This is a genomic window from Allobosea sp. GW823-FHT01F03 (assembly GCF_058798075.1).
The window spans coordinates 4,500,404-4,521,252 of sequence record NZ_CM179505.1; the positions used below are offsets into that span (position 1 = coordinate 4,500,404).

Annotated in this window: 21 protein-coding genes and 1 tRNA gene; 11 read left to right on the forward strand and 11 right to left on the reverse strand. The window is 67.8% G+C overall.

Features of this window, described 5'->3' with window-relative positions:
- The first annotated feature begins 35 nt into the window (after positions 1–35).
- Positions 36–815 (forward strand): alpha/beta hydrolase, encoded by a 780-nt coding sequence (locus AC3RCC_RS21550; protein ID WP_492258813.1) that lies wholly within the window; start codon positions 36–38, stop codon positions 813–815.
- 166 nt (positions 816–981) lie between these two features.
- On the opposite strand, the gene AC3RCC_RS21555 is transcribed toward AC3RCC_RS21550, so the two are convergent.
- The 6 genes from AC3RCC_RS21555 to AC3RCC_RS21580 form a co-directional block, all read right to left on the reverse strand.
- Positions 982–1,236 (reverse strand): BQ00720 family protein, encoded by a 255-nt coding sequence (locus tag AC3RCC_RS21555; protein WP_066468264.1) that lies wholly within the window; start codon positions 1,234–1,236, stop codon positions 982–984.
- A 96-nt stretch (positions 1,237–1,332) separates the two neighbouring features.
- Positions 1,333–1,761, reverse strand: a complete 429-nt coding sequence (locus tag AC3RCC_RS21560; RefSeq protein WP_452116598.1) for an Hsp20 family protein — start codon at positions 1,759–1,761, stop codon at positions 1,333–1,335.
- A 140-nt stretch (positions 1,762–1,901) separates the two neighbouring features.
- Positions 1,902–2,306, reverse strand: coding sequence for a RidA family protein (locus tag AC3RCC_RS21565; protein WP_291640705.1), 405 nt, complete (start codon positions 2,304–2,306; stop codon positions 1,902–1,904).
- 117 nt (positions 2,307–2,423) lie between these two features.
- Positions 2,424–2,500 (reverse strand) — tRNA-His (locus tag AC3RCC_RS21570).
- A 156-nt stretch (positions 2,501–2,656) separates the two neighbouring features.
- Entirely contained in the window at positions 2,657–3,613 is a 957-nt protein-coding gene (locus AC3RCC_RS21575) for a hypothetical protein (RefSeq protein WP_492256545.1), read from the reverse strand.
- A 138-nt stretch (positions 3,614–3,751) separates the two neighbouring features.
- A complete protein-coding gene (locus tag AC3RCC_RS21580) occupies positions 3,752–4,147 on the reverse strand; it encodes a phasin (protein ID WP_291640701.1) in 396 nt (131 codons plus the stop codon).
- A 253-nt stretch (positions 4,148–4,400) separates the two neighbouring features.
- On the opposite strand from AC3RCC_RS21580, the gene AC3RCC_RS21585 reads away from it, so the two are divergent.
- Positions 4,401–7,409: a PAS domain-containing sensor histidine kinase gene (locus tag AC3RCC_RS21585; protein ID WP_492256546.1), complete on the forward strand. Its 3,009-nt coding sequence runs from the start codon at positions 4,401–4,403 to the stop codon at positions 7,407–7,409.
- Positions 7,410–7,458: 49 nt separating this feature from the next.
- Here the strand turns inward: AC3RCC_RS21585 and mgtE are convergent, their stop codons facing one another.
- The gene (gene mgtE, locus AC3RCC_RS21590; protein WP_291640698.1) at positions 7,459–8,841 is read right to left on the reverse strand and encodes a magnesium transporter; all 1,383 of its coding nucleotides are present in this window, start codon (positions 8,839–8,841) and stop codon (positions 7,459–7,461) included.
- Positions 8,842–9,179: 338 nt separating this feature from the next.
- Between mgtE and AC3RCC_RS21595 the strand changes: the two genes are divergently transcribed.
- The 9 genes from AC3RCC_RS21595 (at position 9,180) to AC3RCC_RS21635 (ending at position 17,753) form a co-directional block, all read left to right on the forward strand.
- Entirely contained in the window at positions 9,180–10,337 is a 1,158-nt protein-coding gene (locus AC3RCC_RS21595; RefSeq protein ID WP_492256547.1) for an acyl-CoA dehydrogenase family protein, read from the forward strand.
- 83 nt (positions 10,338–10,420) lie between these two features.
- Complete coding sequence (locus AC3RCC_RS21600) at positions 10,421–11,083, forward strand: glutathione S-transferase family protein (RefSeq protein WP_291640693.1); 663 nt, start codon at positions 10,421–10,423, stop codon at positions 11,081–11,083.
- 176 nt (positions 11,084–11,259) lie between these two features.
- A complete protein-coding gene (locus AC3RCC_RS21605; protein ID WP_492256548.1) occupies positions 11,260–12,201 on the forward strand; it encodes a DMT family transporter in 942 nt (313 codons plus the stop codon).
- A 228-nt stretch (positions 12,202–12,429) separates the two neighbouring features.
- Positions 12,430–13,419 carry a LysR family transcriptional regulator gene (locus tag AC3RCC_RS21610; protein ID WP_291640688.1) on the forward strand — a complete coding sequence of 330 codons (990 nt, stop codon included), beginning with the start codon at positions 12,430–12,432 and terminating at the stop codon, positions 13,417–13,419.
- Complete coding sequence (locus AC3RCC_RS21615; protein WP_291640686.1) at positions 13,419–13,937, forward strand: tripartite tricarboxylate transporter TctB family protein; 519 nt, start codon at positions 13,419–13,421, stop codon at positions 13,935–13,937. The genes AC3RCC_RS21610 and AC3RCC_RS21615 overlap by 1 nt, the downstream gene beginning before the upstream one ends.
- A gap of 4 nt (positions 13,938–13,941) precedes the next feature.
- Positions 13,942–15,444 (forward strand): tripartite tricarboxylate transporter permease, encoded by a 1,503-nt coding sequence (locus AC3RCC_RS21620; RefSeq protein WP_452116606.1) that lies wholly within the window; start codon positions 13,942–13,944, stop codon positions 15,442–15,444.
- Between the two features lie 64 nt (positions 15,445–15,508).
- Positions 15,509–16,477 (forward strand): tripartite tricarboxylate transporter substrate-binding protein, encoded by a 969-nt coding sequence (locus AC3RCC_RS21625; RefSeq protein WP_291640682.1) that lies wholly within the window; start codon positions 15,509–15,511, stop codon positions 16,475–16,477.
- A 205-nt stretch (positions 16,478–16,682) separates the two neighbouring features.
- Entirely contained in the window at positions 16,683–17,210 is a 528-nt protein-coding gene (locus AC3RCC_RS21630; protein WP_492256549.1) for an ureidoglycolate lyase, read from the forward strand.
- Positions 17,211–17,333: 123 nt separating this feature from the next.
- A complete protein-coding gene (locus AC3RCC_RS21635) occupies positions 17,334–17,753 on the forward strand; it encodes a DUF1236 domain-containing protein (protein ID WP_492256550.1) in 420 nt (139 codons plus the stop codon).
- Between the two features lie 113 nt (positions 17,754–17,866).
- Here AC3RCC_RS21635 and AC3RCC_RS21640 read toward each other — a convergent pair whose 3' ends face one another.
- The 4 genes from AC3RCC_RS21640 to AC3RCC_RS21655 all read right to left on the reverse strand — a co-directional run bounded on the left by AC3RCC_RS21640 (position 17,867) and on the right by AC3RCC_RS21655 (position 20,846).
- Complete coding sequence (locus AC3RCC_RS21640; RefSeq protein ID WP_492256551.1) at positions 17,867–18,313, reverse strand: RES family NAD+ phosphorylase; 447 nt, start codon at positions 18,311–18,313, stop codon at positions 17,867–17,869.
- On the reverse strand, positions 18,313–18,741 hold the full coding sequence (locus AC3RCC_RS21645; protein ID WP_291640674.1) for an Xre family toxin-antitoxin system antitoxin: 429 nt from the start codon (positions 18,739–18,741) through the stop codon (positions 18,313–18,315). The genes AC3RCC_RS21640 and AC3RCC_RS21645 overlap by 1 nt, the downstream gene beginning before the upstream one ends.
- A 65-nt stretch (positions 18,742–18,806) precedes the next feature.
- Entirely contained in the window at positions 18,807–19,448 is a 642-nt protein-coding gene (gene upp, locus AC3RCC_RS21650) for a uracil phosphoribosyltransferase (RefSeq protein WP_291640672.1), read from the reverse strand.
- Positions 19,449–19,628: 180 nt separating this feature from the next.
- Positions 19,629–20,846, reverse strand: coding sequence for a URC4/urg3 family protein (locus AC3RCC_RS21655; RefSeq protein ID WP_492256552.1), 1,218 nt, complete (start codon positions 20,844–20,846; stop codon positions 19,629–19,631).
- Between the last annotated feature and the right edge of the window lie 3 nt (positions 20,847–20,849).

Below are 20,849 nucleotides of genomic sequence, written 5' to 3' on the forward strand. Positions count from 1 at the left end.
TTCCCGCGGCTCGTCACAGGAGAGATAGGGTGAATATGGCTCAACCGCAATTTCTGAGCGTCGGCGAGGGCGCGCGCAGCCGGAGGATCGCCGTCCTGACCCAACCCGGCAAGGGTCCGGCCGTGGTCTGGCTCGGCGGTTTCCGGTCCGACATGCGCGCGACCAAGGCCGAGGCGCTCGCCGGCTGGGCACAGGCGAAGGGGCGTCATTTCATCCGCTTCGACTATGCCGGCCACGGCGAATCAGGCGGCGATTTCGCAGAATGGACCTTGTCGGACTGGCTCGACGACGTGCTCGCCATGCTCGTTGCCCGCGTCGACGGGCCGGCCGTGCTCGTCGGCTCGTCGATGGGCGGCTGGCTCGCATTGCTGGCGACGCGGCGGCTGCGCGAGATCGCCCCCGAACGCGCACCGGCCGGGCTGGTGCTGATCGCGCCGGCGGTCGATTTCTCGGAAGAGCTGATGTGGGCACAGATGCCCGAGGCGATTCGCCGAACGATCCTCGATGACGGCGTCTGGCTGCGCCCGTCTGACTATTCTCCCGAGCCGACCCCGATCACGCGGGCGCTGATCGAGGACGGGCGCAATCACCTGATGTTCGGTCAGCCGATCGAGACCGGCTGCCCGGTGCATATCCTGCAAGGGATGAAGGATCCCGACGTGCCCTATGGCCAGGCGCTCAAGCTGGTCGAGCATCTGCCGCACGATCCGGTGGTGCTGACCCTGGTCAAGGATGGCGACCACCGCCTGTCGACGCCGGAGGACATCGGGCGCCTCGTCGCGGCCGTCGAGGGCATCGCCCCGGCAGCCGTCTGAGGCCCTGCCCGGCGCCCTCTTCCGCCCGGCCGAAAGGCCGAGCGGCGTGGGCGCCTAGAGCATGCTGCGAAAAAGTGGCCCCGGTTTTTCGCGCCAAGCATGCTCTAATTCATAAAATCGATCACGTTATCTGCATTTGGATGTTTCCGTCCAAATGCAGCGTGATCTAGTGCAGGCTGACCATCTTCAGGTCGTGCTCCCAGGCATTGGCCGTCGCGGCTTCGCGCGAATCGGTCACCAGGATCGGCGCGCCATCGGCCGAGAGCAGCGCGAAGAGCTGCAAGCCGGGCTCGATATGCGGCGCCTGCGGGAAGATCCGCGCCAGCTCGTCCGAGGTCATCGGCTTGAGATAGGCGACCTGGCCGGCGCCGAGGGCGGCGAATTCCGCGGTGGTCAGGGGGGTGTTTCTGGTCTCAGTCATCGCGCCCTCCTTCAGAGCAGTGCGAGGCGGTTTGATTGTGCACTCGTGATCATGAACGGAAGGCAAACCGCATGCCTTTCACCGAACCGACCTCCTTCAGTCGCGGCTCATGATATCGATACGCCGGACGAGCCGTTCCGGTTCCGGACGGGCGAGGTCGATCGCCAGCAGCCCGTTCGAGAGATCGGCGCCGAGCACCTGCATGCCGTCGGCGAGCAGGAAGGACCGCTGAAACTGCCGCGCGGCGATGCCGCGATGCAGGAACTGGCGCGTCTTGTCGTCGATCTGGCGGCCGCGGATGGTTAGCTGGTTCTCTTCCAGCGTGATCTCGAGCTGTTCGCGCGAGAAACCCGCCACCGCGAGCGTGATCCTGAGCTTGTCGGGCTCATCCTCCGTGCGCGGCAGGCGCTCGATATTGTAGGGCGGATACCCCTCACCGGCGCCTTTGGCGACACGGTCGAGCGCTCGCTCGATATCATCGAAGCCGAGCAGGAAAGGATGCGACAGGCTAGGCGGACGCGTCATCACGAAGCCCTTTGAAAGGCGCCTCTGGGAGATCGCAGGGCCCGCTGGCGCAGCACCCTGCCGGCAGCGGGCGAACCCCACTGCGTGCTGTCGATATGGCGAGCGGCCGCCCCAGCTTCAAGCCCGCAACCGGGCCCGGATCAATCGAGGGCCGCGATCAGCTCGATCTCGAGCAGCAGGCGCGGATCGACCAGCGCGGTGACGCCGACCATGGTGCTGGCCGGATAAGGCCCCTCGCCGAGATATTTCACCCGTACCTTGTGGATCGCCGCCGCCTTCTCCGGCGTCAGGCCGACGACATAGCTGACCGTCTTGAAAACCTTCGAGAAATCGGCGCCGGCTGCGGCGAGCCCGGCGGCGAGATTGGCGAAGACCTGTTCGGCCTGGGCCGAAAGATCGCCCTCGCCGACCACCTGCCCCATCGCGTCGAGCGCGATCTGGCCGGAAATGTGGACCTGTCTGCCGGCGGTGACGACCGCGACATGGCAGTAGCGCCCCGGCGGCGCGAGCGCGGCTGGATTGATGCGGTCGATCTTCATCGGCATGGACAGACCCCGAGATTCGAAGCGCAGCGCATGCCCGTGGGCTACGGAGCGCTACGGCAGCCTAAGCCGCCGGAGCGGCGCGCTGCAATCGAAGGATGTCTGCCTCGGTGGAGGGGATGGTACAGCCACCCCGGCTTGAACGGGGGACCTCTAGATCCACAATCTAGCGCTCTAACCAACTGAGCTATGGCTGCACGGCTTCGCGAAACTCGCGATGCATATCCTGCCGGCATGGCCGGCGGGCGCCGGCTCGATCCCGATCCAGCGACGGCGCGGAACCTAGTGCCGTGCCGCGCCGAATGCAACGGGGAAATTGCGGCCGGCGCACAGAAGCTGTGCCGGCCGCAGAATCAGGGGTGCGGAAGCTCCTTGCGGGCGGTCGCGGCGAGATCGCCGAGATGGCTCGACAGCGATTCGTAGCCGCGGCGGAAGGCCTTGGCCTGGAGAGCGACCGCATCGGCTGCGCTGCGGGTGTGCGCCAGCGTCTCGATCTCGCCCAGCGTCGCCTTCAGTTCGGCGCAGGCATGGTCGAGCACCTTGGCCTGGATCGCGCCGAAGGCGCGGGTCAGCGCCAGGGTCTGGCTCAGCCAGGGGGCAACCGGCTCGGCCACGACCTCGATCGCGGCGATGAAGGGCTTCGGCGGCGTGGCCGGGCGTGGCGGAACGGCGGCCTCGACGGGCTTCACCACAGCGGCGGGCTGCGCAACAGGCGTGAAAGCAGCAGGGCTTGTCGGGGCTGGCTTGGCCAGAGCCAGCTTGGCCGGCTTCGGCGCGTCGACTTTGCTGCGCGGGGCCGCGATCTTACGGTCCGGCGCGGCCTTTGTGCGCGGCGACTTCGCAGCGGCCTTGCGGGGGGAGCCCGCGGCGGTCTTCTCGGCAACGATCTTGCCGGCGCTCTCGGCCACGACCTTCGGCGCAGGCACGATGGCCGGCGGCGCTTCGGCGCGTGTTGTCGGCGCAACGGGAACGGGGGGCCGGGCAACAACGGCGGCGACGGCATCGGCAATGGCCGGCCTCGCAGCGACCGGGGCCGGGCTGGCCGGCACGGTCTTCGCCACGACAGGACCGGCCACGACGCTGGCGGTGGCCGCAGGCGCCGGCTTGAGCGGAACGGTCGCGGCGGGGTTCTCGGCGGGCTTGGGAGCGACCGGAGCCGGCTCGACCTTGGCGGGAGCCTGAGCGACCGGCGCGGGAGCCGGCGGGCTCGCCCGTGCAACCATGTTGGCCGGAATGGGCTGCGATTCGCTCATCGCCTTGACCGGAGCGAGGCTGATCGGAGGTTTGCCAGGCATAGTCTGCTTCGCCATCACCGTTCTCCTTCATGTTTCGGGCAAGGCGGACCTGCTCAAATGGCGGCCGGACCAATGCCCGGCTACGCCCCGCGAGATCCATGCCGCCCTGGCAGCAGGCGGTATCAGTCGGCCGGCTTCACTTGCCAGCCGGCCTCACTTGGCCTTCGTGGCCTTGGCCGCCGTCTCGGCCGTCTTGGCAGCGGCTTCCTGGACCACCGAGCCCAGTTCCTTGAGCTGCGTCTGGAAAGAAGCCATCTGCGACTTCAGAAACTCGGACTGGTGCTGCAGCACCTCGTTGACGTCGCGCGAACGCACCAGCTTCTGGGCGAGTTCGAAAGCGGCCGCGACATTGGCCTCGGCATAGCCGATCGCCTTGCGGGTGGCGTCCTGGGCGCTGACGCGGGCCGATTCGGCGGAGCCATGGGCGCTGTCGACGGCCTTGTGAGCGGCATTGATGAAGCCGTCGAAAGCCTTGCGCGCCTGGTCGACGCTCTTCTCGGCGAATTCGCGCATCTCGGTAGGCACCTCGTAAGGGGTCTTGCCGTCCATGATCGATCCTCCTGCTGGGTTGTGGCCGGGCCTGCCGCACAGACCGGCAAGTCCTATTGTGCACTGCAATATCATTTTTGCACTGCGATGACAACGCCGCACGGACCGGGCGGCAGCCGGCACATTAACGCTGTTTGGAAACGTCAGGGGAGAGCGCGGGTTCCCGCATGGCTTCACAAGGATTTGGTCGCTATTAAAGTTTTGTTAGGCATAATCACGCCGGATTGCAGAGTCGCCGGAAGAACGGGACGGAATGAGCGGATCCGAACAGGATTGGACGACCTTGGGCAGCGCGCTGGCGCTGGACGGCGCGCTTGCGCCGTTCGCAGCGGGGGGCGCTTTGCTGCTCTGGTCCGTCGATGGCCAGAAACTGCTGCACGCCAATCCGGCGGGCAAGGCCTTGCTCGCCCAAGGCCCTGCCATGTTGCCGGCTGGCTTGCAAGACCGGCTGCGCCTGCTCGGCAGCGGCCTCGCCGCACGCCAGGCCGTGCGGCTCGAACGCCTGCGCTTCGGCACGGGACTTTCCGGCCTCGTCACCTGCGCCTGCCTGCTGGTCGAGGGGGCGCCCGGAAAGACGCTGGCACTCGGTATCGCCGGTTCGGAATTGCGCCGCCTCGGCATCGACATCGCGGTGCTGAATGCCGCGCCGGATACCTTCCGGCCCGCGGAACAGGCGGATATCGCGGGCGAAGCTGCAGCAGCGGAGCCGACCAGCCCGGCCACAGGCCAGCGCCGCGCCAATCTGCGCTTCCTCTGGGCAAGCGATGCGCAAGGCCGCTTCGCCAGCGCCTCACCTGAGTTTGCCGAACTCGTCGGGCCGGATGCGGCAGCCGCCCTGCCCGGCCGTCGCTGGAGCGAACTTCTCGACCGGGACATCCTCGATCTCGACGGCGACCTTGCGCAGCGCCTGGCAAGCGCCGCCACCTGGAGCGGACACGCCGTCCTCTGGCGCGTCGCTACGGGCGAAGGGGCGCGGGTCGAATTGTCCGGCTTCCCGCTCTTCGACCAGGCGCGCGCCCCGGCCGGTTTCCGCGGCTTCGGCCTGGTCCGGCACGCTGAAAACGAAGACTTCCCCGAGCGCGAGGCCGAGACGACAGCGGCCGCGCCGGCCGCCGAGGAAGCCGAGCCGGCAAGCGGCGCCGAGAGCGCCACGGACGAAGCCTCGATTGTTGCAACCGGCGAGGACCGGCCTGCCAGCGAGGCCGATGTCGCGAGCGCTGACAGCAGCATCACGGACGTTGCCGAAGCTGTGGACAACGTCGAAGCCGGCGGCGCGGCGACGGCCGATTCGCCGGTGACCGAACAACCCGCCGCCGTCGACGAGACGCCGGAGGCAGAGGCCGTTGACGCCGAGGCCGCCGAGGCCGAGCCTTCCGAACCGGCCGGCGAGGCCGCTGCCGGCTCCGAGGATTCGGATGCCGAGCCGGCGCCCGGCAATGTCGTGCCATTGCGCAATGGCCAGCTCGCCGCGGTTCGTCCGGTGCTCGAACCGTCGAAAGCCCATTTGTCGTCGGCCGAGCGCAACGCCTTCCGCGAGATCGCCAAGGCTCTCGGCGCCCGGATCGCCGGCGATGACGAAGGCGAACCACGCCTGCCGGCGGCGACGCCTCTCAAGGTCGCCCGGGACGAAAGATCGGCGGCATCCGAGACGGCTGCGCCGACGCAGCGCGCGGCTGCTGTCAGCGATGCCGTGCCTGCCGTCTCCGAAGGCCGGCCGCGCCTCGCCAATGCCCATGCCGAGATCCTCGACCGGTTGCCGATCGCTGTGCTGGTCAACCGCGACGAAACGGCGCTCTACGCCAATCGCACCCTGCTCGACCTGCTCGACTATGCCGATCTCGACGATCTGGCGGCGGCGGGCGGCGTCAGCCAGCTGATCAAGGGCGCCAACCGCAGCGCCGGCGGCGCCATGATCCTGATCGACCGCAAGGGCGGGCTGGTCAGCGTCGACGGCAGGCTTTCCAGCATCGGCTGGCAGGGCGAGCCGGCGACCTTGATGGCTTTCCGCAACAGCGTGCCGGGCGGTGACCTCAGACTGCTGACCGAGGAAGAGGCGGAGCAGCAGGAGCTCGCGGCCGAATTCGAGGCCGAAGAGGACGAGGTCGCGGCGCGCGTCGCCTCGCTGAAGCTCGAAGGCTCGGCCAATGAATCGCGCGTCGCCGAGCTCAGTGCCGTGCTCGACACGGCGACCGACGGCGTCGTCACGGTCGACGGGCGCGGCCGCATCCTCTCGCTCAACAAGAGCGCCGAGGCACTGTTCGGCTATGATCAGCGCGAAGTCGCGGGGGAGCTCTTCACCCTGCTCTTCGCCCCGGAAAGCCATTCGCCGGCGCTCGACTATCTCGACGGGCTGATCGGCGGCGGCGTCGCCTCGCTGATGAACGACGGCCGCGAGGTCGTCGGCCGCGTCCGCCAGGGCGGCCGCATCCCGCTGTTCATGACCATGGGACGGATCGCCGAGGGCCCGGACAGCAAGTTCTGCGCCGTACTGCGCGATATCACCGCCTGGAAGAAGACCGAGGGCGAGCTGGTCGAGGCCCGCAAGGCCGCCGAAAAGGCCAGCGCCCAGAAATCGGACGTGCTCGCCAAGATCAGCCACGAGATCCGCACGCCGCTCAACGCCATCATCGGCTTCGCCGAGGTGATGGCAGAGGAGCGCTTCGGGCCGATCGAGAACGAGCGCTACAAGGAGTATCTGCGCGACATCCACCAGTCGGGCGGCTATGTCATCAGCCTGGTCAACGACCTGCTCGACCTCGCCAAGATCGAGGCCGGCAAGCTCGATCTCGACTTCGTCAGCGTCAGCCTGAACGACATCGCCCTGTCGGCGGTGAACCTGCTCCAGCCGGAAGCCCAGCGCGGACGCGTCGTGCTGCGCTCAGGGCTGGCGCCGAAGCTGCCGCCCGTCGTCGCCGACGAGCGCTCGCTGCGCCAGATCGTGCTCAACCTGCTCTCCAATGCGGTGAAGTTCACCGATGCCGGCGGCCAGGTGATCGTCTCGACCGCGCTCGGCGATCAGGGCGAGGCGATCCTGCGGGTGCGCGACACCGGCATCGGCATGGACGACGAGGAGATCGCGCTGGCGCTCGAACCCTTCCGCCGCGTGCAGACGACGCGCAAGGCCGGCGGCACCGGACTCGGCCTGCCGCTGACCAAGGCGCTGGTCGAAGCGAACCGGGCGGCGCTGACCATCACCAGCGTCAAGAAGGAAGGCACGCTGGTCGAGGTCACCTTCCCGCCGCAACGGGTCCTGGCCGGCTGAGCCGGCGGGAACCTCGCATTCGGGCCAGGCTCCGCAACGGTGGAATGATCTAAAGCAACGTCCCGCTCAGGATCAGCGAGGCGATGCTGAAATAGATCGCCAGCCCGGAGACATCGACCAGGGTCGCGACGAAGGGCGCCGAGGCACTGGCCGGATCGAAGCCGAGCCGCGTCATCACGAAGGGCAGCATCGAGCCGGTCAGCGAGCCGAAGGTGACGATGCCGAGCAGGGCCGCCCCCACCGTCGCCGCCACCAGCAGCCAGTGTTCGCCATAGTCGTAGAAGCCGAGCTTCTGCCAGAGCACGACGCGGACGAAGCCGATCGCTCCGAGGATGGCGCCGAGGGTGACCCCGGTCGGCAGTTCGCGCAGCGCGACGCGCCACCAGTCGCCCGGCGCAAGCTCGCGCAAGGCCAGCGCCCGGATGATCAGCGAGGTCGCCTGCGAGCCGGAGTTGCCGCCCGAGCTCATGATCAGCGGAATGAACAGGGTCAGCACGATCGCCTTCTCGAGCGCGCCCTCATAGTGCTGCAGCACCGAGGCCGTCAGCATCTCGCCGAGCAGCAGCACGCTGAGCCAGCCGGCGCGCTTGTGGATCATGCTGAAGAAGCCGATCTCGCGATAGGGCAGGCCGAGCGCCTCCATGCCACCGAGCTTGTGCACGTCCTCGGTGGTCTCGGCGATCATCGCGTCGATGACGTCGTCGACTGTGACGATGCCGAGCACGCATTGCTTTTCGTCGACCACCGGCACGGCGAGCAGGTTGTATTTGGCGATGAGCCGCGCCACCTCCTCGCGATCGGTCAAGGGAGAGACCGAGACGGGCTCGCGCCGGGCCGCGGCGGAGCCGACCGGAGCGCCGGGCTCGGCAGCGATCAATCGGCGCAGCGAAACCGCCTGCCGAAGCGTGCCGATCTCGGGGTCGACGACATAGATCGCATAGACCGTCTCGCGGCTGCGTTCGACGGTGCGGACATGCTCGAGCGTGCGCGCGACCGTCCAATCGTCGGGCACGCTGACGAATTCGGTGGTCATGATCGCGCCGGCGCTATGCTCTGGATAGGCGAGCAGGCAGACCAGCTCGGCCTTGGTCGCGGCATCGAGCTTCGCCACGAAGCGATGGCGCTCCGGCTCGGAGAGATCATAGCGGAACAGGTCGGCGGCGCGGTCGGCCGACATCTCCTCGATCAGCCCGACGGCGCGATCGAGCGGCATCGCCTTGAGGATCGCCGCCATCCGGGAGAGCTCCGGCTGGTCGAGGACGTCGGCCGCGAGCGCCCTCGGCAGTTCGAGCAGCACGGCGGCGACGAAGGCCGCCTCGTATTCGTTCAGGCTGACGACGATGTCGGCGACATGGCGCCGGGCTAGATCCGCGGCCAGCACCGGAGCAGAGACGGCTTCGGCGGGCAGGATTTCGGTGATTGCGGCGTTCATGGCTCGCTTCCCTTCGTTCGGCCGTCAAGCGGCCGAACGCGGGCGAGCCTCCCTCATGGGTCAGGCGCCCGGGCGGGCCGGAGACGGCAAGGACTGTCGACTGGGACTGTCGCTTGGCATGGGGTTCAAAGGTTCCTGTGGAGCCGCCGGCCAGCATCGGGATGCAGGCTGGCGGGTGCAGCCGACATGGGCCGGTTGGCAGCCGGCGTCAAGCCCCCTCCCGGCCGGACCGGCGAGCGGGAGAAACTGCAAGGCGGCCGGGCGCCGCCACGCGTTGGCGCGGGCGGCCCGGCGTTCTAAGCTCAGCGCGACCTGTCACGGCGAGCGAGCGAACGCGCATGCATTTTGCCTTCAGCGAAGAGGAAGAGCTGATCCGCGACAGCGCCCGCAAGCTCGCGGCCGACCGGCTCGCGCCGCTCGCCGAGACGCTCGACCGCGGCGAAGGCCGGGCCGAATTCCTCGGCAATCTGAAGCTGCTCGCCGAGAACGGCTTCATGGCCCTCAACATCCAGGCCGGCTTCGGCGGCTCGGAGGCCGGCACCGTCGCCTTCGCGCTGGCGCTGGAGGAGCTGGCGGCCGCCTGCGCCTCGACGGCGGTAACGACCTCGGTGACCAACATGGTCGGCGAGGTGATCCAGGCCGTCGGCAGCTCGCGGCAGCAGGCCGAGCATCTGCCGAAGCTCGCCGACGGCACCTATCCGGCCGGCGCCTTCTGCCTGACCGAGGCCGGCGCCGGCTCCGACCCGGCCGGGATGAAGCTGCGCGCGCGGCGCGAGGGCGACGCCTATATCCTCGACGGCGAGAAGATCTTCATCACCTCGGGCGAATATGCCGGGCTCTTCGTCGTCTGGGGGGTGACCGATCCGGACGCGCCGAAGGGCAAGGGCATCTCGGTCTTCCTCGTGCCCGCCGATACGCCCGGCGTCAGCGTCGGCAAGGCCGAGAAGAAGATGGGCCAGACCGGTTCGGCCACCAACACGATCAGATTCGAAGGCGCCCGCATCCCCGCCGACGCGCTGATGGGCAAGGAGAATGACGGCTTCCGCGTCGCGGTCGGCGAACTCGCCGGCGGGCGCATCGGCGTCGCCTCGGTCTCGCTCGGCATCGCCCGGGCGGCGATGGACGCCGCCAAATCCTATGCCCGCGAGCGCAAGCAGTTCGGCCAGGCGCTGACCGAATTCCAGGGACTGCAATGGCTGATCGCCGATCGCGAGCTCGACCTGCACGCCTCGCGCCTGCTGATCCTCGACGCTGCCGCGAAGAAGGACCGCGGCGAACCGTTCTCCAAGGAAGCCTCGATGGCCAAGCTCTTCGCCTCGGAGGCTGCGCATCGCTGCACCGATGCGGCGATCCAGATCCATGGCGGCGCCGGCTATTGCCGCGACTTCCCGGTCGAGCGCTATGCGCGCGACGCCCGGATCACCCGAATCTATGAAGGAACCTCCGAGATCCAGCGCCTGATCATCGCCCGCGAGACCTTGCGCCAGCTCGGCTGAAACCCGCCTTCGTCGTTCCCGGCAAGCAAAGCGCAGGTCCGGAACGACCGAGAATAGTCAGCCTCAACCAAATGGAAACGCCCATGACCCTGACCATCTATGGCTGCCATCGCTCGCGCGCGACGCGCAATGTCTGGCTCGCCAACGAGCTCGGCATCGCGTTCAAGCAGGTGCCGGTGATCCAGGCCTATCGCCTCGCCGATCCAGACGCCCCCGGCGCGCCGCTCCACACCCGCAGCCCCGAATTCCTGAAGGTCAATCCGAACGGACATATTCCGTCGATCGAGGATGACGGCTTCGTCCTGCACGAATCGCTGGCGATCAACCTCTATCTCGCCCGCAAGCATGGCGGGCCGCTGGCGCCCAAGGACGTGCAGGAGGAAGGGCTCGCAGCGATGTGGTCGCTCTGGGCCGCGACCGAATGCGAGACGCATGCGCTCAACCTGACCTATCACCTCGCCGCCTACCCGCCGGAGAAGCGCGATCCAGCCATCGTCGCCGCCGCGCTCGCCGCCCTGCCGGCCCCCTTCGCCGTCCTCGACAAGGCTCTGGCGGAAGGCGGCGGCTACGTCATGGGCGGGCGCTTCACCGTCGCCGACATCAACGTCGCCGAGGTCATCCGCTACGCCAAGCCGGCGACGCAGCTCTTCGACGCAGCCCCGAACGTCAAGGCCTGGCTCGATGCCTGCCATGCCCGCCCGGCCTTCAAGGCGATGTGGGCGGCGCGCGACGCAGAAGCGGCGTAGGCGACGGACATTCCACCGTCATTCCGAGGCGCTCCGCCCCGGAATGACGGGGAGGCTCGACCGCTCCCAGGCGCAGCTCTCGACACCGCCTGAAACTCTTCAGAATACGGGTGGCCGGGCCCAGCCCGACTGCCTACTGACGCAGACTGACCCGCCCTGCGAAGACAGACTGCGCCATGACAACACCGCCCTCCACCAGCTCCCTGCGCATGGGCCCGATCGAGTGGCTCCTGCTTGCGATCCTCTCGGTGCTCTGGGGCGGGTCCTTCTTCTTCAACAAGCTCGCCCTGGCCGAATGGCCGCCCCTCGCCGTGCTGCTGACCCGGGTCGGTCTGGCGGCGCTCGCTTTGCAACTGGCCGTGCGGTTGTCCGGGCTTTCCATGGCCGTCGGCCGGCCGATCTGGCTCGCCTTCTTCGGCATGGGCATCCTCAACAATCTGATCCCGTTCAGCCTGTTCCTCTGGGGGCAGCAGCAGATCGCCAGCGGCCTCGCCTCGATCCTGAACGCGATGACGCCGATCTTCAGCGTGATCGTGATGCAGATTTTCGGGAATGAACGGGCGACCGGACCGAAAATCGCCGGCGTGCTGGCAGGCCTTGCGGGTGTCGCCGTCCTGATGGGCCCGGACGCGCTCGGTGGCCTCGGGCTCAACCTCATCGCGCAACTGGCCTGTGTCGCCGCGACGGTCTCCTACGCCTTCTCGGGCCTGTATGGCCGCCGCTTCCGCGAATTGCCGCCGCTGGTCACCGCCGCCGGCCAGCTCAGCGCCTCGACGCTGATGACGCTTCCGATCGTCCTCCTCGCCAACCCGCCCTGGACCCTGCCGCTGCCCTCCCTGCAGGTCGTCCTGGCGCTGGCCGGCCTGGCGCTGGTGTCGACCGCGCTCGCCTATGTCATCTTCTTCCGGATCATGCGCACCGCCGGGCCGAGCAACGTCATGCTCGTGACCTTCCTGATCCCGGTCAGCGCCATCCTGCTCGGCTCCGGCCTGCTCGGCGAAGAGCTCTTGCCGCGCCATTTCGCCGGGATGGCCGCGATCTTCCTCGGGCTCGCGCTGATCGACGGCCGCCTCGCCACCTCGTGGAGAGCCGGACGAGCGGGTGCCCCGACCGCTTGACCAGCCTCGGCCGAGCACGGCCCTTCCAAGAGCAAGCCATAACCGCATCACCCGGCCGGGGGGCGATGTTCACGCTGTGGATGCCGCCTGCGTGGCAGTGAGCTTTATTGCCAATAAATTATGAATTGCTCTAGGGTTACATCATGACTGATTGAGGCTAAAGGGCATCACGGAATTAGCTGAACGATATCACAAAAAGCGATACGTCAGCGGGGAGCGGCAACGACCATGGATCTGAGGCAACTGCGATGTTTCATCGCGGTGGCGGAGGAGTTGCATTTCGGCCGAGCGGCCGAGCGGCTCGGTCTCGCGCCACCGGCATTGTCGCGCCAGATCAGCGCGCTCGAGGACGGACTCGGCGTCACCCTGCTGACGCGGACCACCCGCCAGGTCGCCCTCACCCGCGCCGGCCTGATCATGCTCGAGGAAGCCAAGGCGATCCTGGTCAGGATGGAGCGCGCCTCGCGCTCTGTGCGCGAAGCCTCGCTGGCCTCGAGCAAGGTCCTGCGCGTCGGCGCGATCGATGCCGCCTCGTCGAGTTTCGTGCCGGAAGCGCTGGTCACGTTCCGCGCCCGCCATCCCGGCATCGAGATCAAGTTCGTCGAGGCGATGACGGTGCCGCTGGTGCAGATGCTGGAGGCGGGCAAGCTCGACCTCGCGCTGCTGCGTCCGCCGCGCAAGCCGACCGAGTGCGCCTTCGAGGTGCTGCGGGTCGAACGCCCGATCGTCGTTCTGAACGAAGCGCACCCGCTCGCCGCGCGTGACGACCTGACGATGCAGGATCTGGTCGGCGAGCCCTTCGTGGTGCCATCCAAGCGGATACGGCCCTTCGCCTACGACCTCGTCATGGCCTATTTCGAGAGCGTCGGCGCCGTCCCCAACGTCATCATCGAGGCGACCGAGAAGCCGGCGATGATGTCGGCGGTCGCCGCCGGGCTCGGCATGTCGCTGGCGCCGGACTGGGTTTCGCGGCTGAGCTTTCCCGGCGTCACCATGCGCCGCCTGCGCGGCGCGCTGCTCGACCCGCCGCCGCCCGGTGCGCTCGTCGGCGTCGCCTGGCGGCCGCAGCAGAAGCTGTCCGCGCGCGACGATTTTCTCGCCATCCTGCGAGAGAGCGTCACGCTGATCGACGAGCGTATCACGCTACCCTTCACCGTGCCGGTGCACGCCCGAAAGCCCGCGATGCGCGCCGTCGCGACCCAAGCCGGAGGTTATTGATGAGTTTGAACAAGATCGAGTCGGCGCAGGGATTGCGTATCCGCTCGACCCAGGATTTCGCGGCGGGATTGTTCATGATCGTCCTGGCCGGGCTCGCGCTGTTCCTTTCACGCGATCTGGCGACCGGCACGCTGCGCCAGCTCGGCCCGGGCATGCTGCCGAAATCCTTCGCGGTGATCTGCGCCGCCCTCGGCCTGCTGCTGAGCATCAACTCGCTGCGTTACAAGGGCGAGAAGCTGGCAGGCTGGTCCTGGCGCGGCGTGCTGTTCGTGCTCGGCGCCGCCTGCCTGTTCGGCCTGACGATCCGCGGCTTCGAGATCGGCCCGCTCAAGGTTCCCGCGCTCGGCATGCTGGTTTCCGGACCGATCGTGGTCTTCGTCTCCGGACTCGCCGCCGAGGACGTCAAGCTCAAGGAGCTGACGATCTTCGCGATCGCGATGACGATCGCCTGTGCCCTCCTGTTCAAATATGCGCTGAGCCTGCCGATCCCGCTGGCGCCCTGGCTCTTCGGGATCTGACACGATGCATGACATGATCGCCAATCTCGGGCTCGGCTTCTCGGTCGCGCTCGGCCTGCAGAACATCGCCCTCGCCTTCGTCGGCTGCCTCGTCGGCACGCTGATCGGCGTGCTGCCGGGCGTCGGCCCGGTCGCCACCATCGCCATGCTCCTGCCGATCACCTTCGGACTCGATCCGGTCGGCGCCCTGATCATGCTCGCCGGCATCTATTACGGCGCGCAGTATGGCGGCTCGACCACCGCCATCCTGGTCAACATCCCCGGTGAGGCGACCGCCGTCGTCACCACGCTCGACGGCCACCAGATGGCCAAGCAGGGCCGCGCCGGCGTGGCGCTCGGCACGGCGGCGATCGGCTCCTTCGTCGCCGGCTGCTTCGCGACGCTGATCATCGCCGCGCTCGGCGCGCCGCTGACCAAGCTCGCCTTGCTGTTCGGCCCGGCAGAGTATTTCTCGCTGATGGTGATGGGCCTGTGCTTCGCGGTCGTGCTGGCGCGCGGCTCGATCCTCAAGGCCTTCTGCATGATCATGCTCGGCCTGCTGCTCTCGACCGTCGGCACCGACCTCGAGACCGGCCAGGAGCGCATGACCTTCGGCTTCCCGCCGCTCGCCGACGGCATCGACTTCGCCGTGCTGGCGATGGGCGTGTTCGGCTTCGCCGAAGTGCTGCGCAACCTCGAAAACCCCGAGGCGCGCGACGTCGTCAAGGCCAAGATCGGCCGGCTTCTGCCGAGCTGGGAAGACATCAAGCAGTCGACGGCGCCATGCCTGCGCGGCACCTTCATCGGCGGCGTGCTCGGCATCCTGCCCGGCAATGGCGCCGTGCTCGGCCCCTTCGCCAGCTATACGCTGGAGAAGAAGATCGCCAAGGATCCCTCGCGCTTCGGCAAGGGCGCGATCGAGGGCGTCGCCGGTCCGGAATCGGCCAACAACGCCGGAGCCCAGACCGCCTTCATCCCGCTACTCACCCTCGGCATCCCGCCGAATGCGGTGATGGCGCTGATGGTCGGCGCGATGACCATCCACGGCATCATCCCCGGCCCGCAGGTGATGACCAAGAACCCGGAGCTGTTCTGGGGCATGATCGCCTCGATGTGGATCGGCAATCTGATGCTGCTGATCATCAACCTGCCGCTGGTCGGCGTCTGGGTGAAGCTGCTGCAGGTGCCCTACCGTCTGATGTTCCCGGCGATCCTGATCTTCTGCTCGATCGGCATCTATTCGGTGAACAACCAGCCGGTCGACGTCGCCTTCACCGCGCTGTTCGGCCTGTTCGGCTACCTCTTGATCAAGCTCGGCTTCGAGCCGGCGCCGATGCTGCTCGGCTTCGTGCTCGGCAAGCTGATGGAAGAGAAGCTGCGCCAGGCGCTGATCATCTCGCGCGGCTCGTTCATGACCTTCATCGAGCGGCCGATCTCGGCCGGGCTGCTGCTGGTGGCCGTCGTGATCCTGGTCATCGCACTGCTGCCCTCGATGGCGAAGAAGCGCGACGAGGTCTTCACCGAATGACGGGGTTGCCTCGGCGGCCCTGCGCCGCAAATCTCTGGACAACCGTTCAATGGGAGGAATACGCATGAAGAAGCTCGCCCTCGGCGTCGTCGCCGCACTGGCGCTCGCCGCCCCGGCCCAGGCGCAGACCAAATATCCGGAGCGGCCGATCACCATGATCGTGCCTTTCGCGGCCGGCGGCCCGACCGACATCATCGCCCGCATCGTCGGCGAGAGCATGTCGAAGACGCTCGGCCAGCAGGTCGTGGTCGAAAACGTGGCCGGGGCCGGTGGCACCACCGGCATCACCCGCGCGCTGACCGCGGCACCGGACGGCTACACCATCGCCATGGGCCATCTCGGTACCTTCTCGGCAGCGCCTGCGACCTATCCCGGGCTGAAATACGACCCGATCAACGGCATGCAGGCGATCGGCCTCGCCGGCGGCACGCCGATCCTGATCGTCGCCAAGAAGGATCTCGCGCCGAAGGACCTGAAGGAGTTCGTCGCGCTCGTGAAGGCGAGCCCGGACAAGCTCAACGAAGCGCATGCCGGCGTCGGCTCGGTCTCCTGGACGACCTGCACCCTGCTCAAGGGCCAGCTCGGCGTGCCGAAGCTCAACTCCGTCGCCTATCGCGGCACCGGCCCGGCACTGAACGACCTGGTCTCGGGCCAGATCGACTTCATGTGCGACCAAATCGTCAGCGTCTCCGAGCAGGTCAAGGCCGGCACGATCAAGGCCTATGCCATCGCCTCGGCCGAGCGCTCGCCGGCCCTGCCGAACATCCCGACCACCAAGGAAGCCGGACTTCCCGAGTACCAGATCGAGGCCTGGAACGGCCTCGCTGCCCCGAAGGGCACGCCGAAGGAGGTCGTCGACAAGCTCGTCGACGCGCTCGACAAGGCGCTGAACGACGAGAACGTCAAGAAGCGCCTGCTCGATCTCGGCACGGTGATCCCGACCAAGGAAGAGCGCACCCCCGCCGGCTTTGCCGCGCTGATCAAGCGCGACGCCGACAAGCTCGCGCCGGTGCTCTCCGCCGCGTCGAAGTAAGCTCCGGGCGCCGAACCGGCACAGCACCGTCACGGCGGGCCGCAAGGTCCGCCGTTTGCTTTCGGGCTCCTCAGGATCGGACCGAAAAGTGGACTCCACTTTTCGGAATGCTCCGATGCGATAACAATGAGATAGATCACCGTGACCGCGTCCGAACGGACGCGCGGCGATCTAGCGGGGCTCATGCGCTTCCGGAGGAGACATGATGAACCGGACGATCCGCATTCCCGTCGCGCCGCTGACGCCGGAGGCCTTCGCGCCCTATGGCCGGTTGCTGCGGCCGGACGGCCCGCGCCATGCCGGCCGCGACGGCTACGACATCTGGCTCCAGCCCTTCGCAGCCGAAACCCGGCCGCGCCTGCAGATCGTGCGCTATCATGCCCGGCCATTCATCGTCGGCGTGATCGAACGCCATCTGCACGTCACCGAGGCGCGCCTGCCGCTCGGCGGCCCCCCGGCGATCATCGTGGTCGCAGAGCCTTCCGAGACGCCGCCTGCGCCCGAGGCGCTACGCGCCTTCCGCCTCGACCGCACCGGTGTGATGTTCCATCGCGGCACCTGGCACGCCATCGACGCCTATCCGGAGGTCGGGGCCTATGCCGATTTCCTGTTCCTCTCCGAGGAGGCCACCGTCGACGAGCTCTTCGCCAATGCCGGCAAACCGCCGCAACGGACTCAGGTCCATGATCTCGCGGCGGCGGGCATCGACGTCGTGATCGACACAAACCTCTGACAAGACGAGAAAAACCTCAGGCGCGTTCACGAATCGTCACAGCTCGTGAACGCGTATGGGCGGAACCCCGCGCTCGCCTTTGCCGTTCTTGCTGCCGAGGTTTCCCTCAAAAGGAGAACGGACATGATCAAGAAGCTTGCGCTCGTTGCCGCCCTCGCCATCGCCCCGGCCGCGTCCTTCGCCCAGCAGAATCCGCAGGGCGCCCAGGGCGGCGCTCTGGGCGGTGCCACGGCCGGTGCCGTCGGCGGCGCGGTGGTGGGCGGCCCGGTCGGAGCCGTCGTCGGCGGCGTCGGCGGTGCCGTGGTCGGCGCGATCATCGGCGACAACACCCCACGCTTCAAGACCTATGTGGTCGAGCAGCGCGTCCCGTCCTATACTTATGCCGAGCCGGTGGTCGTCGGCGCGACGCTGCCGCGCGAGGGCGTCCGCTACTATGAGGTGCCGCGCGAGTTCGGCGAGACCAATTACCGCTACACCGTCGTCAATGATCGCACGGTCCTGGTCGATCCGCAGTCCCGTCGCATCGTCCAGGTCATCGAATAAGCGGCCGGTTACGGAGCTCCGGCTGAGCTCGCGCCATCGCGGCCTGAGTGAAAGCCGGCAGCGGGGGCCCGCCCAGAAATGGGCGGGCCTTTCGCATGACAGGCGCGCCGCACTTACAAGATCGCGCCGGACAGCGGCAGCCAGAGGCGACGGTCGAAGCTGAACTTCTGTTGCCCGATCAGCGCGACGGAACTCCGGCCGGCATGAGCAGGGTTGATCAGAAAGTTGGCGCTGCGCGGCACGGCGAAAGAGGGAACCTTCAGCACCGGCGTGCGGCCCTCCGCCAGCCAGGCGTCGCCAACCCGCTTCGGATCCTCGGGCAAGGCCGCCAGCTCCTCGCAAGCGGCCCCGGCGAGGTCGATCTCGATCAGGACGTAATCGTCGGGGATCAGGTCCGGCTCGAGATCGAGATGGACGCGGACCTCCAATATGGCCAGGGCCGGGTTCTCGGCGGTGTAGACGACCGGCCGCCCCGGTGAGTTCCAGCGCCCGCCATGGAGCCTCGCGCCCTCCCCACCGAGATCGGCGAAGGCGGCGCGGCAGACGCGCCAGACCCGCATCAGGCGGCGATGCCGTGCGCGATCCGGCCGAGCAGCGTCTCGACCTCGGCCGCGCCCGCGCTGGTGTCGAGCAGCGCGATCGGCTTTTCGCCGCCCAGTGCCTCGGTCGGCCGGCGCAGCCATCTGCCGGCCTTTTCCTGCGAGCCGAAGGTCTCCTCCGCTTCTGCGATGACCCTGGCGGCCCGGACCAGCCGGTCGGACTGCTCGCTGGTCAAGGTGCCGATCTTGCGGCGGTGGCTGAGCGTCTTGCGCGGCAGCACGACCTCGTCGATCTCGGCCAGCGTCATGCGGCCGCTGGCGATGACATGTTCCACCGCCGCCACCGGAAAGCCGCGCCGGACCGCCGCGATGATCGCGCGCGCACTGTCGAGCGGAGCACCGATCACCTCCGGGCCACCCACCACGTCCACTGCACGGATCGTCGTCACCATCGCCTCCCTGGCAATATGCCTACAAAATAGGGGCATATCGCCAGAACGACAAGGACAGGCGCTCAGCGCGTCCCGAACATGCGGTCGCCGGCATCGCCGAGGCCGGGGACGATATAGCCGTGATCGTTGAGGCGCTCGTCGATCGCCGCCGTCCAGATCCGGACATCGGGATGGGCGTCGCGCATGCGGGCGATGCCCTCGGGCGCTGCGAGCAGGCAGACGAAGCGCAGATCATGGGCGCCGCGCTCCTTCAGCCGATCGACGGCGGCGACGGCCGAGTTGGCCGTCGCCAGCATCGGATCCATCACCACGATCATGCGGTCGGCGATGTCGGAGGGCGCCTTGAAATAGTATTCCACCGCCTGCAGCGTCTCGGGATCGCGGTAGAGGCCGATATGGGCGACGCGGGCGGCCGGCACCAGTTCGAGCATGCCGTCGAGGAAGCCGACGCCGGCGCGCAGGATCGGCGCGAAGACCAGCTTCTTGCCCGAGATCACCGGCTGCATCGTCTTCTGCAGCGGCGTCTCGACCTCGATCATCTCGGTCGGCAGGTCGCGCGTCACCTCGTAGCAGAGCAGCATGCCGATCTCATTCAGTAACTGACGAAAGCTCTTGGTCGAGCGCTCCTTTTCGCGCATCAGCGTCAGCTTGTGCTGCACCAGCGGATGGTCGACGACGATGACGCCATCGGAATGCGTGGTCATTCGTTATGCCCCCTTGTAGCGGCGATGGGATAGGTTCCCTGAAGCAAAGCTGCCGTGCCGGCCGCAGCGAAGCGGAGCGCCGGGATCCATCATAGAGTTCTCCGCCCTTCGATGGCTCCCGGAGCGGCCTGCGGCCGTCCGGGATGACGGCAGATTTCCGAGCCTTTACCTCATCGAGGTTTAGAATACCGTGCCGTCGCTGACGATGGTCAAGGGCGGCCCGCCGCCTTCGCGTTTCTCGGCGGCGATACGGCGCCCGGCCGACCAGGTACCGCCTTCGAGCACCTTGGCGAGCGGCAATTGCTCGTGGGTCAGACCAAGACGCTCGCGCACCAGCGCTCCGATCCGGTCGAGCAGGGCGACGGTCAGCGCCCGCCATTCGACGACGAGCTCGGAGCCGACCGCATGGGCGCCGGAGCGATCCTCCTCCTGCTTCAGCGCGATCACGCCGAGGTCGAGGAACAGGCCGCCATTGCGATATTCGGGCAGGCCCGTGAGCTCGTCGATGTCGACGACCTCGATGCCGGCCCATTGCAGCGGCTCGATCAGCGAATAGCTCAGCCATTGCGAAAGCTTGTGGAAGGGCATGATGCCGGCGGTGACGCTGCCCTGCGCGATCAGCGGGTGCTTCCAGCTGTCGCCGAGCGGGATGCCGGCATAGCTCAGGCGCGAGGGCCAGATGCCGCCGAGCACCTCCAGCACCTGCGACAGGATATAGCTGGCGCGGAGCGTGCCACCCTCGGCTGCCGCGAACAGCCGGTCGAACAGGCCGCCGGGCCGGTCGAGCCCATGCTTTTCGAGCTCCTCTCCGAGCCGGTTGAGCAGGGCGGCGCGGCCTTCGAGGCTGACCAGCGGATTGGCCTCGCCGGCCTGGAAGCCTTCGGCCAAACTCGCCGCATCGAGCCGCTTCAACACGGCACTGTCGACGCGTAGCGGGTCGGCGGGATCGCCGGAGAACAAGCCGGCGGCGAACATGTCGAGCGAAGCCAGCGCCAGCCCTTCCGAACGGCCGATGAGCATGCCGGTCAGCCCGTCGCGATAGCGCCAGGCCGGGCCGGCGCCGGCATCGAGCAGCACGCTGACGATGGCGAGGTCATAGGCGGCGCGGCCGCGCGCACCGGCATCGGCGAACCCGGCGGCCTCGTCGAGGCTGCGCCAACGGTCGACGCCGGCGACGACAAAATGCCGCCAGCGCGCATGGAAGGGAATGTCGAGCGTCGGATAGTTCCGGCGGATCGTCGCCAGGACATAATCCGTGCAGGCATCGAGCCGTTCGGGGTGCACGCTGAAATGCGAGAGCCGGCCGTCGAGGCCGAGCTGCAGCATCTCCTGCGCCCGCTCGCGGATGACGGCTGGCTTCAGCAACTGGCGGACGGCTTCGGGATTGGAGTCAGGCATGGC

Bases quoted from the DNA above. Each gene is read 5' to 3' on its own strand.
- AC3RCC_RS21550 (WP_492258813.1), top strand. From the start codon at position 36: ATGGCTCAACCGCAATTTCTGAGCGTCGGCGAGGGCGCGCGCAGCCGG.
- AC3RCC_RS21555 (WP_066468264.1), bottom strand. From the start codon at position 1,236: ATGACTGAGACCAGAAACACCCCCCTGACCACCGCGGAATTCGCCGCC.
- AC3RCC_RS21560 (WP_452116598.1), bottom strand. From the start codon at position 1,761: ATGACGCGTCCGCCTAGCCTGTCGCATCCTTTCCTGCTCGGCTTCGAT.
- AC3RCC_RS21565 (WP_291640705.1), bottom strand. From the start codon at position 2,306: ATGCCGATGAAGATCGACCGCATCAATCCAGCCGCGCTCGCGCCGCCG.
- AC3RCC_RS21575 (WP_492256545.1), bottom strand. From the start codon at position 3,613: ATGGCGAAGCAGACTATGCCTGGCAAACCTCCGATCAGCCTCGCTCCG.
- AC3RCC_RS21580 (WP_291640701.1), bottom strand. From the start codon at position 4,147: ATGGACGGCAAGACCCCTTACGAGGTGCCTACCGAGATGCGCGAATTC.
- AC3RCC_RS21585 (WP_492256546.1), top strand. From the start codon at position 4,401: ATGAGCGGATCCGAACAGGATTGGACGACCTTGGGCAGCGCGCTGGCG.
- mgtE (WP_291640698.1), bottom strand. From the start codon at position 8,841: ATGAACGCCGCAATCACCGAAATCCTGCCCGCCGAAGCCGTCTCTGCT.
- AC3RCC_RS21595 (WP_492256547.1), top strand. From the start codon at position 9,180: ATGCATTTTGCCTTCAGCGAAGAGGAAGAGCTGATCCGCGACAGCGCC.
- AC3RCC_RS21600 (WP_291640693.1), top strand. From the start codon at position 10,421: ATGACCCTGACCATCTATGGCTGCCATCGCTCGCGCGCGACGCGCAAT.
- AC3RCC_RS21605 (WP_492256548.1), top strand. From the start codon at position 11,260: ATGACAACACCGCCCTCCACCAGCTCCCTGCGCATGGGCCCGATCGAG.
- AC3RCC_RS21610 (WP_291640688.1), top strand. From the start codon at position 12,430: ATGGATCTGAGGCAACTGCGATGTTTCATCGCGGTGGCGGAGGAGTTG.
- AC3RCC_RS21615 (WP_291640686.1), top strand. From the start codon at position 13,419: ATGAGTTTGAACAAGATCGAGTCGGCGCAGGGATTGCGTATCCGCTCG.
- AC3RCC_RS21620 (WP_452116606.1), top strand. From the start codon at position 13,942: ATGCATGACATGATCGCCAATCTCGGGCTCGGCTTCTCGGTCGCGCTC.
- AC3RCC_RS21625 (WP_291640682.1), top strand. From the start codon at position 15,509: ATGAAGAAGCTCGCCCTCGGCGTCGTCGCCGCACTGGCGCTCGCCGCC.
- AC3RCC_RS21630 (WP_492256549.1), top strand. From the start codon at position 16,683: ATGAACCGGACGATCCGCATTCCCGTCGCGCCGCTGACGCCGGAGGCC.
- AC3RCC_RS21635 (WP_492256550.1), top strand. From the start codon at position 17,334: ATGATCAAGAAGCTTGCGCTCGTTGCCGCCCTCGCCATCGCCCCGGCC.
- AC3RCC_RS21640 (WP_492256551.1), bottom strand. From the start codon at position 18,313: ATGCGGGTCTGGCGCGTCTGCCGCGCCGCCTTCGCCGATCTCGGTGGG.
- upp (WP_291640672.1), bottom strand. From the start codon at position 19,448: ATGACCACGCATTCCGATGGCGTCATCGTCGTCGACCATCCGCTGGTG.
- AC3RCC_RS21655 (WP_492256552.1), bottom strand. From the start codon at position 20,846: ATGCCTGACTCCAATCCCGAAGCCGTCCGCCAGTTGCTGAAGCCAGCC.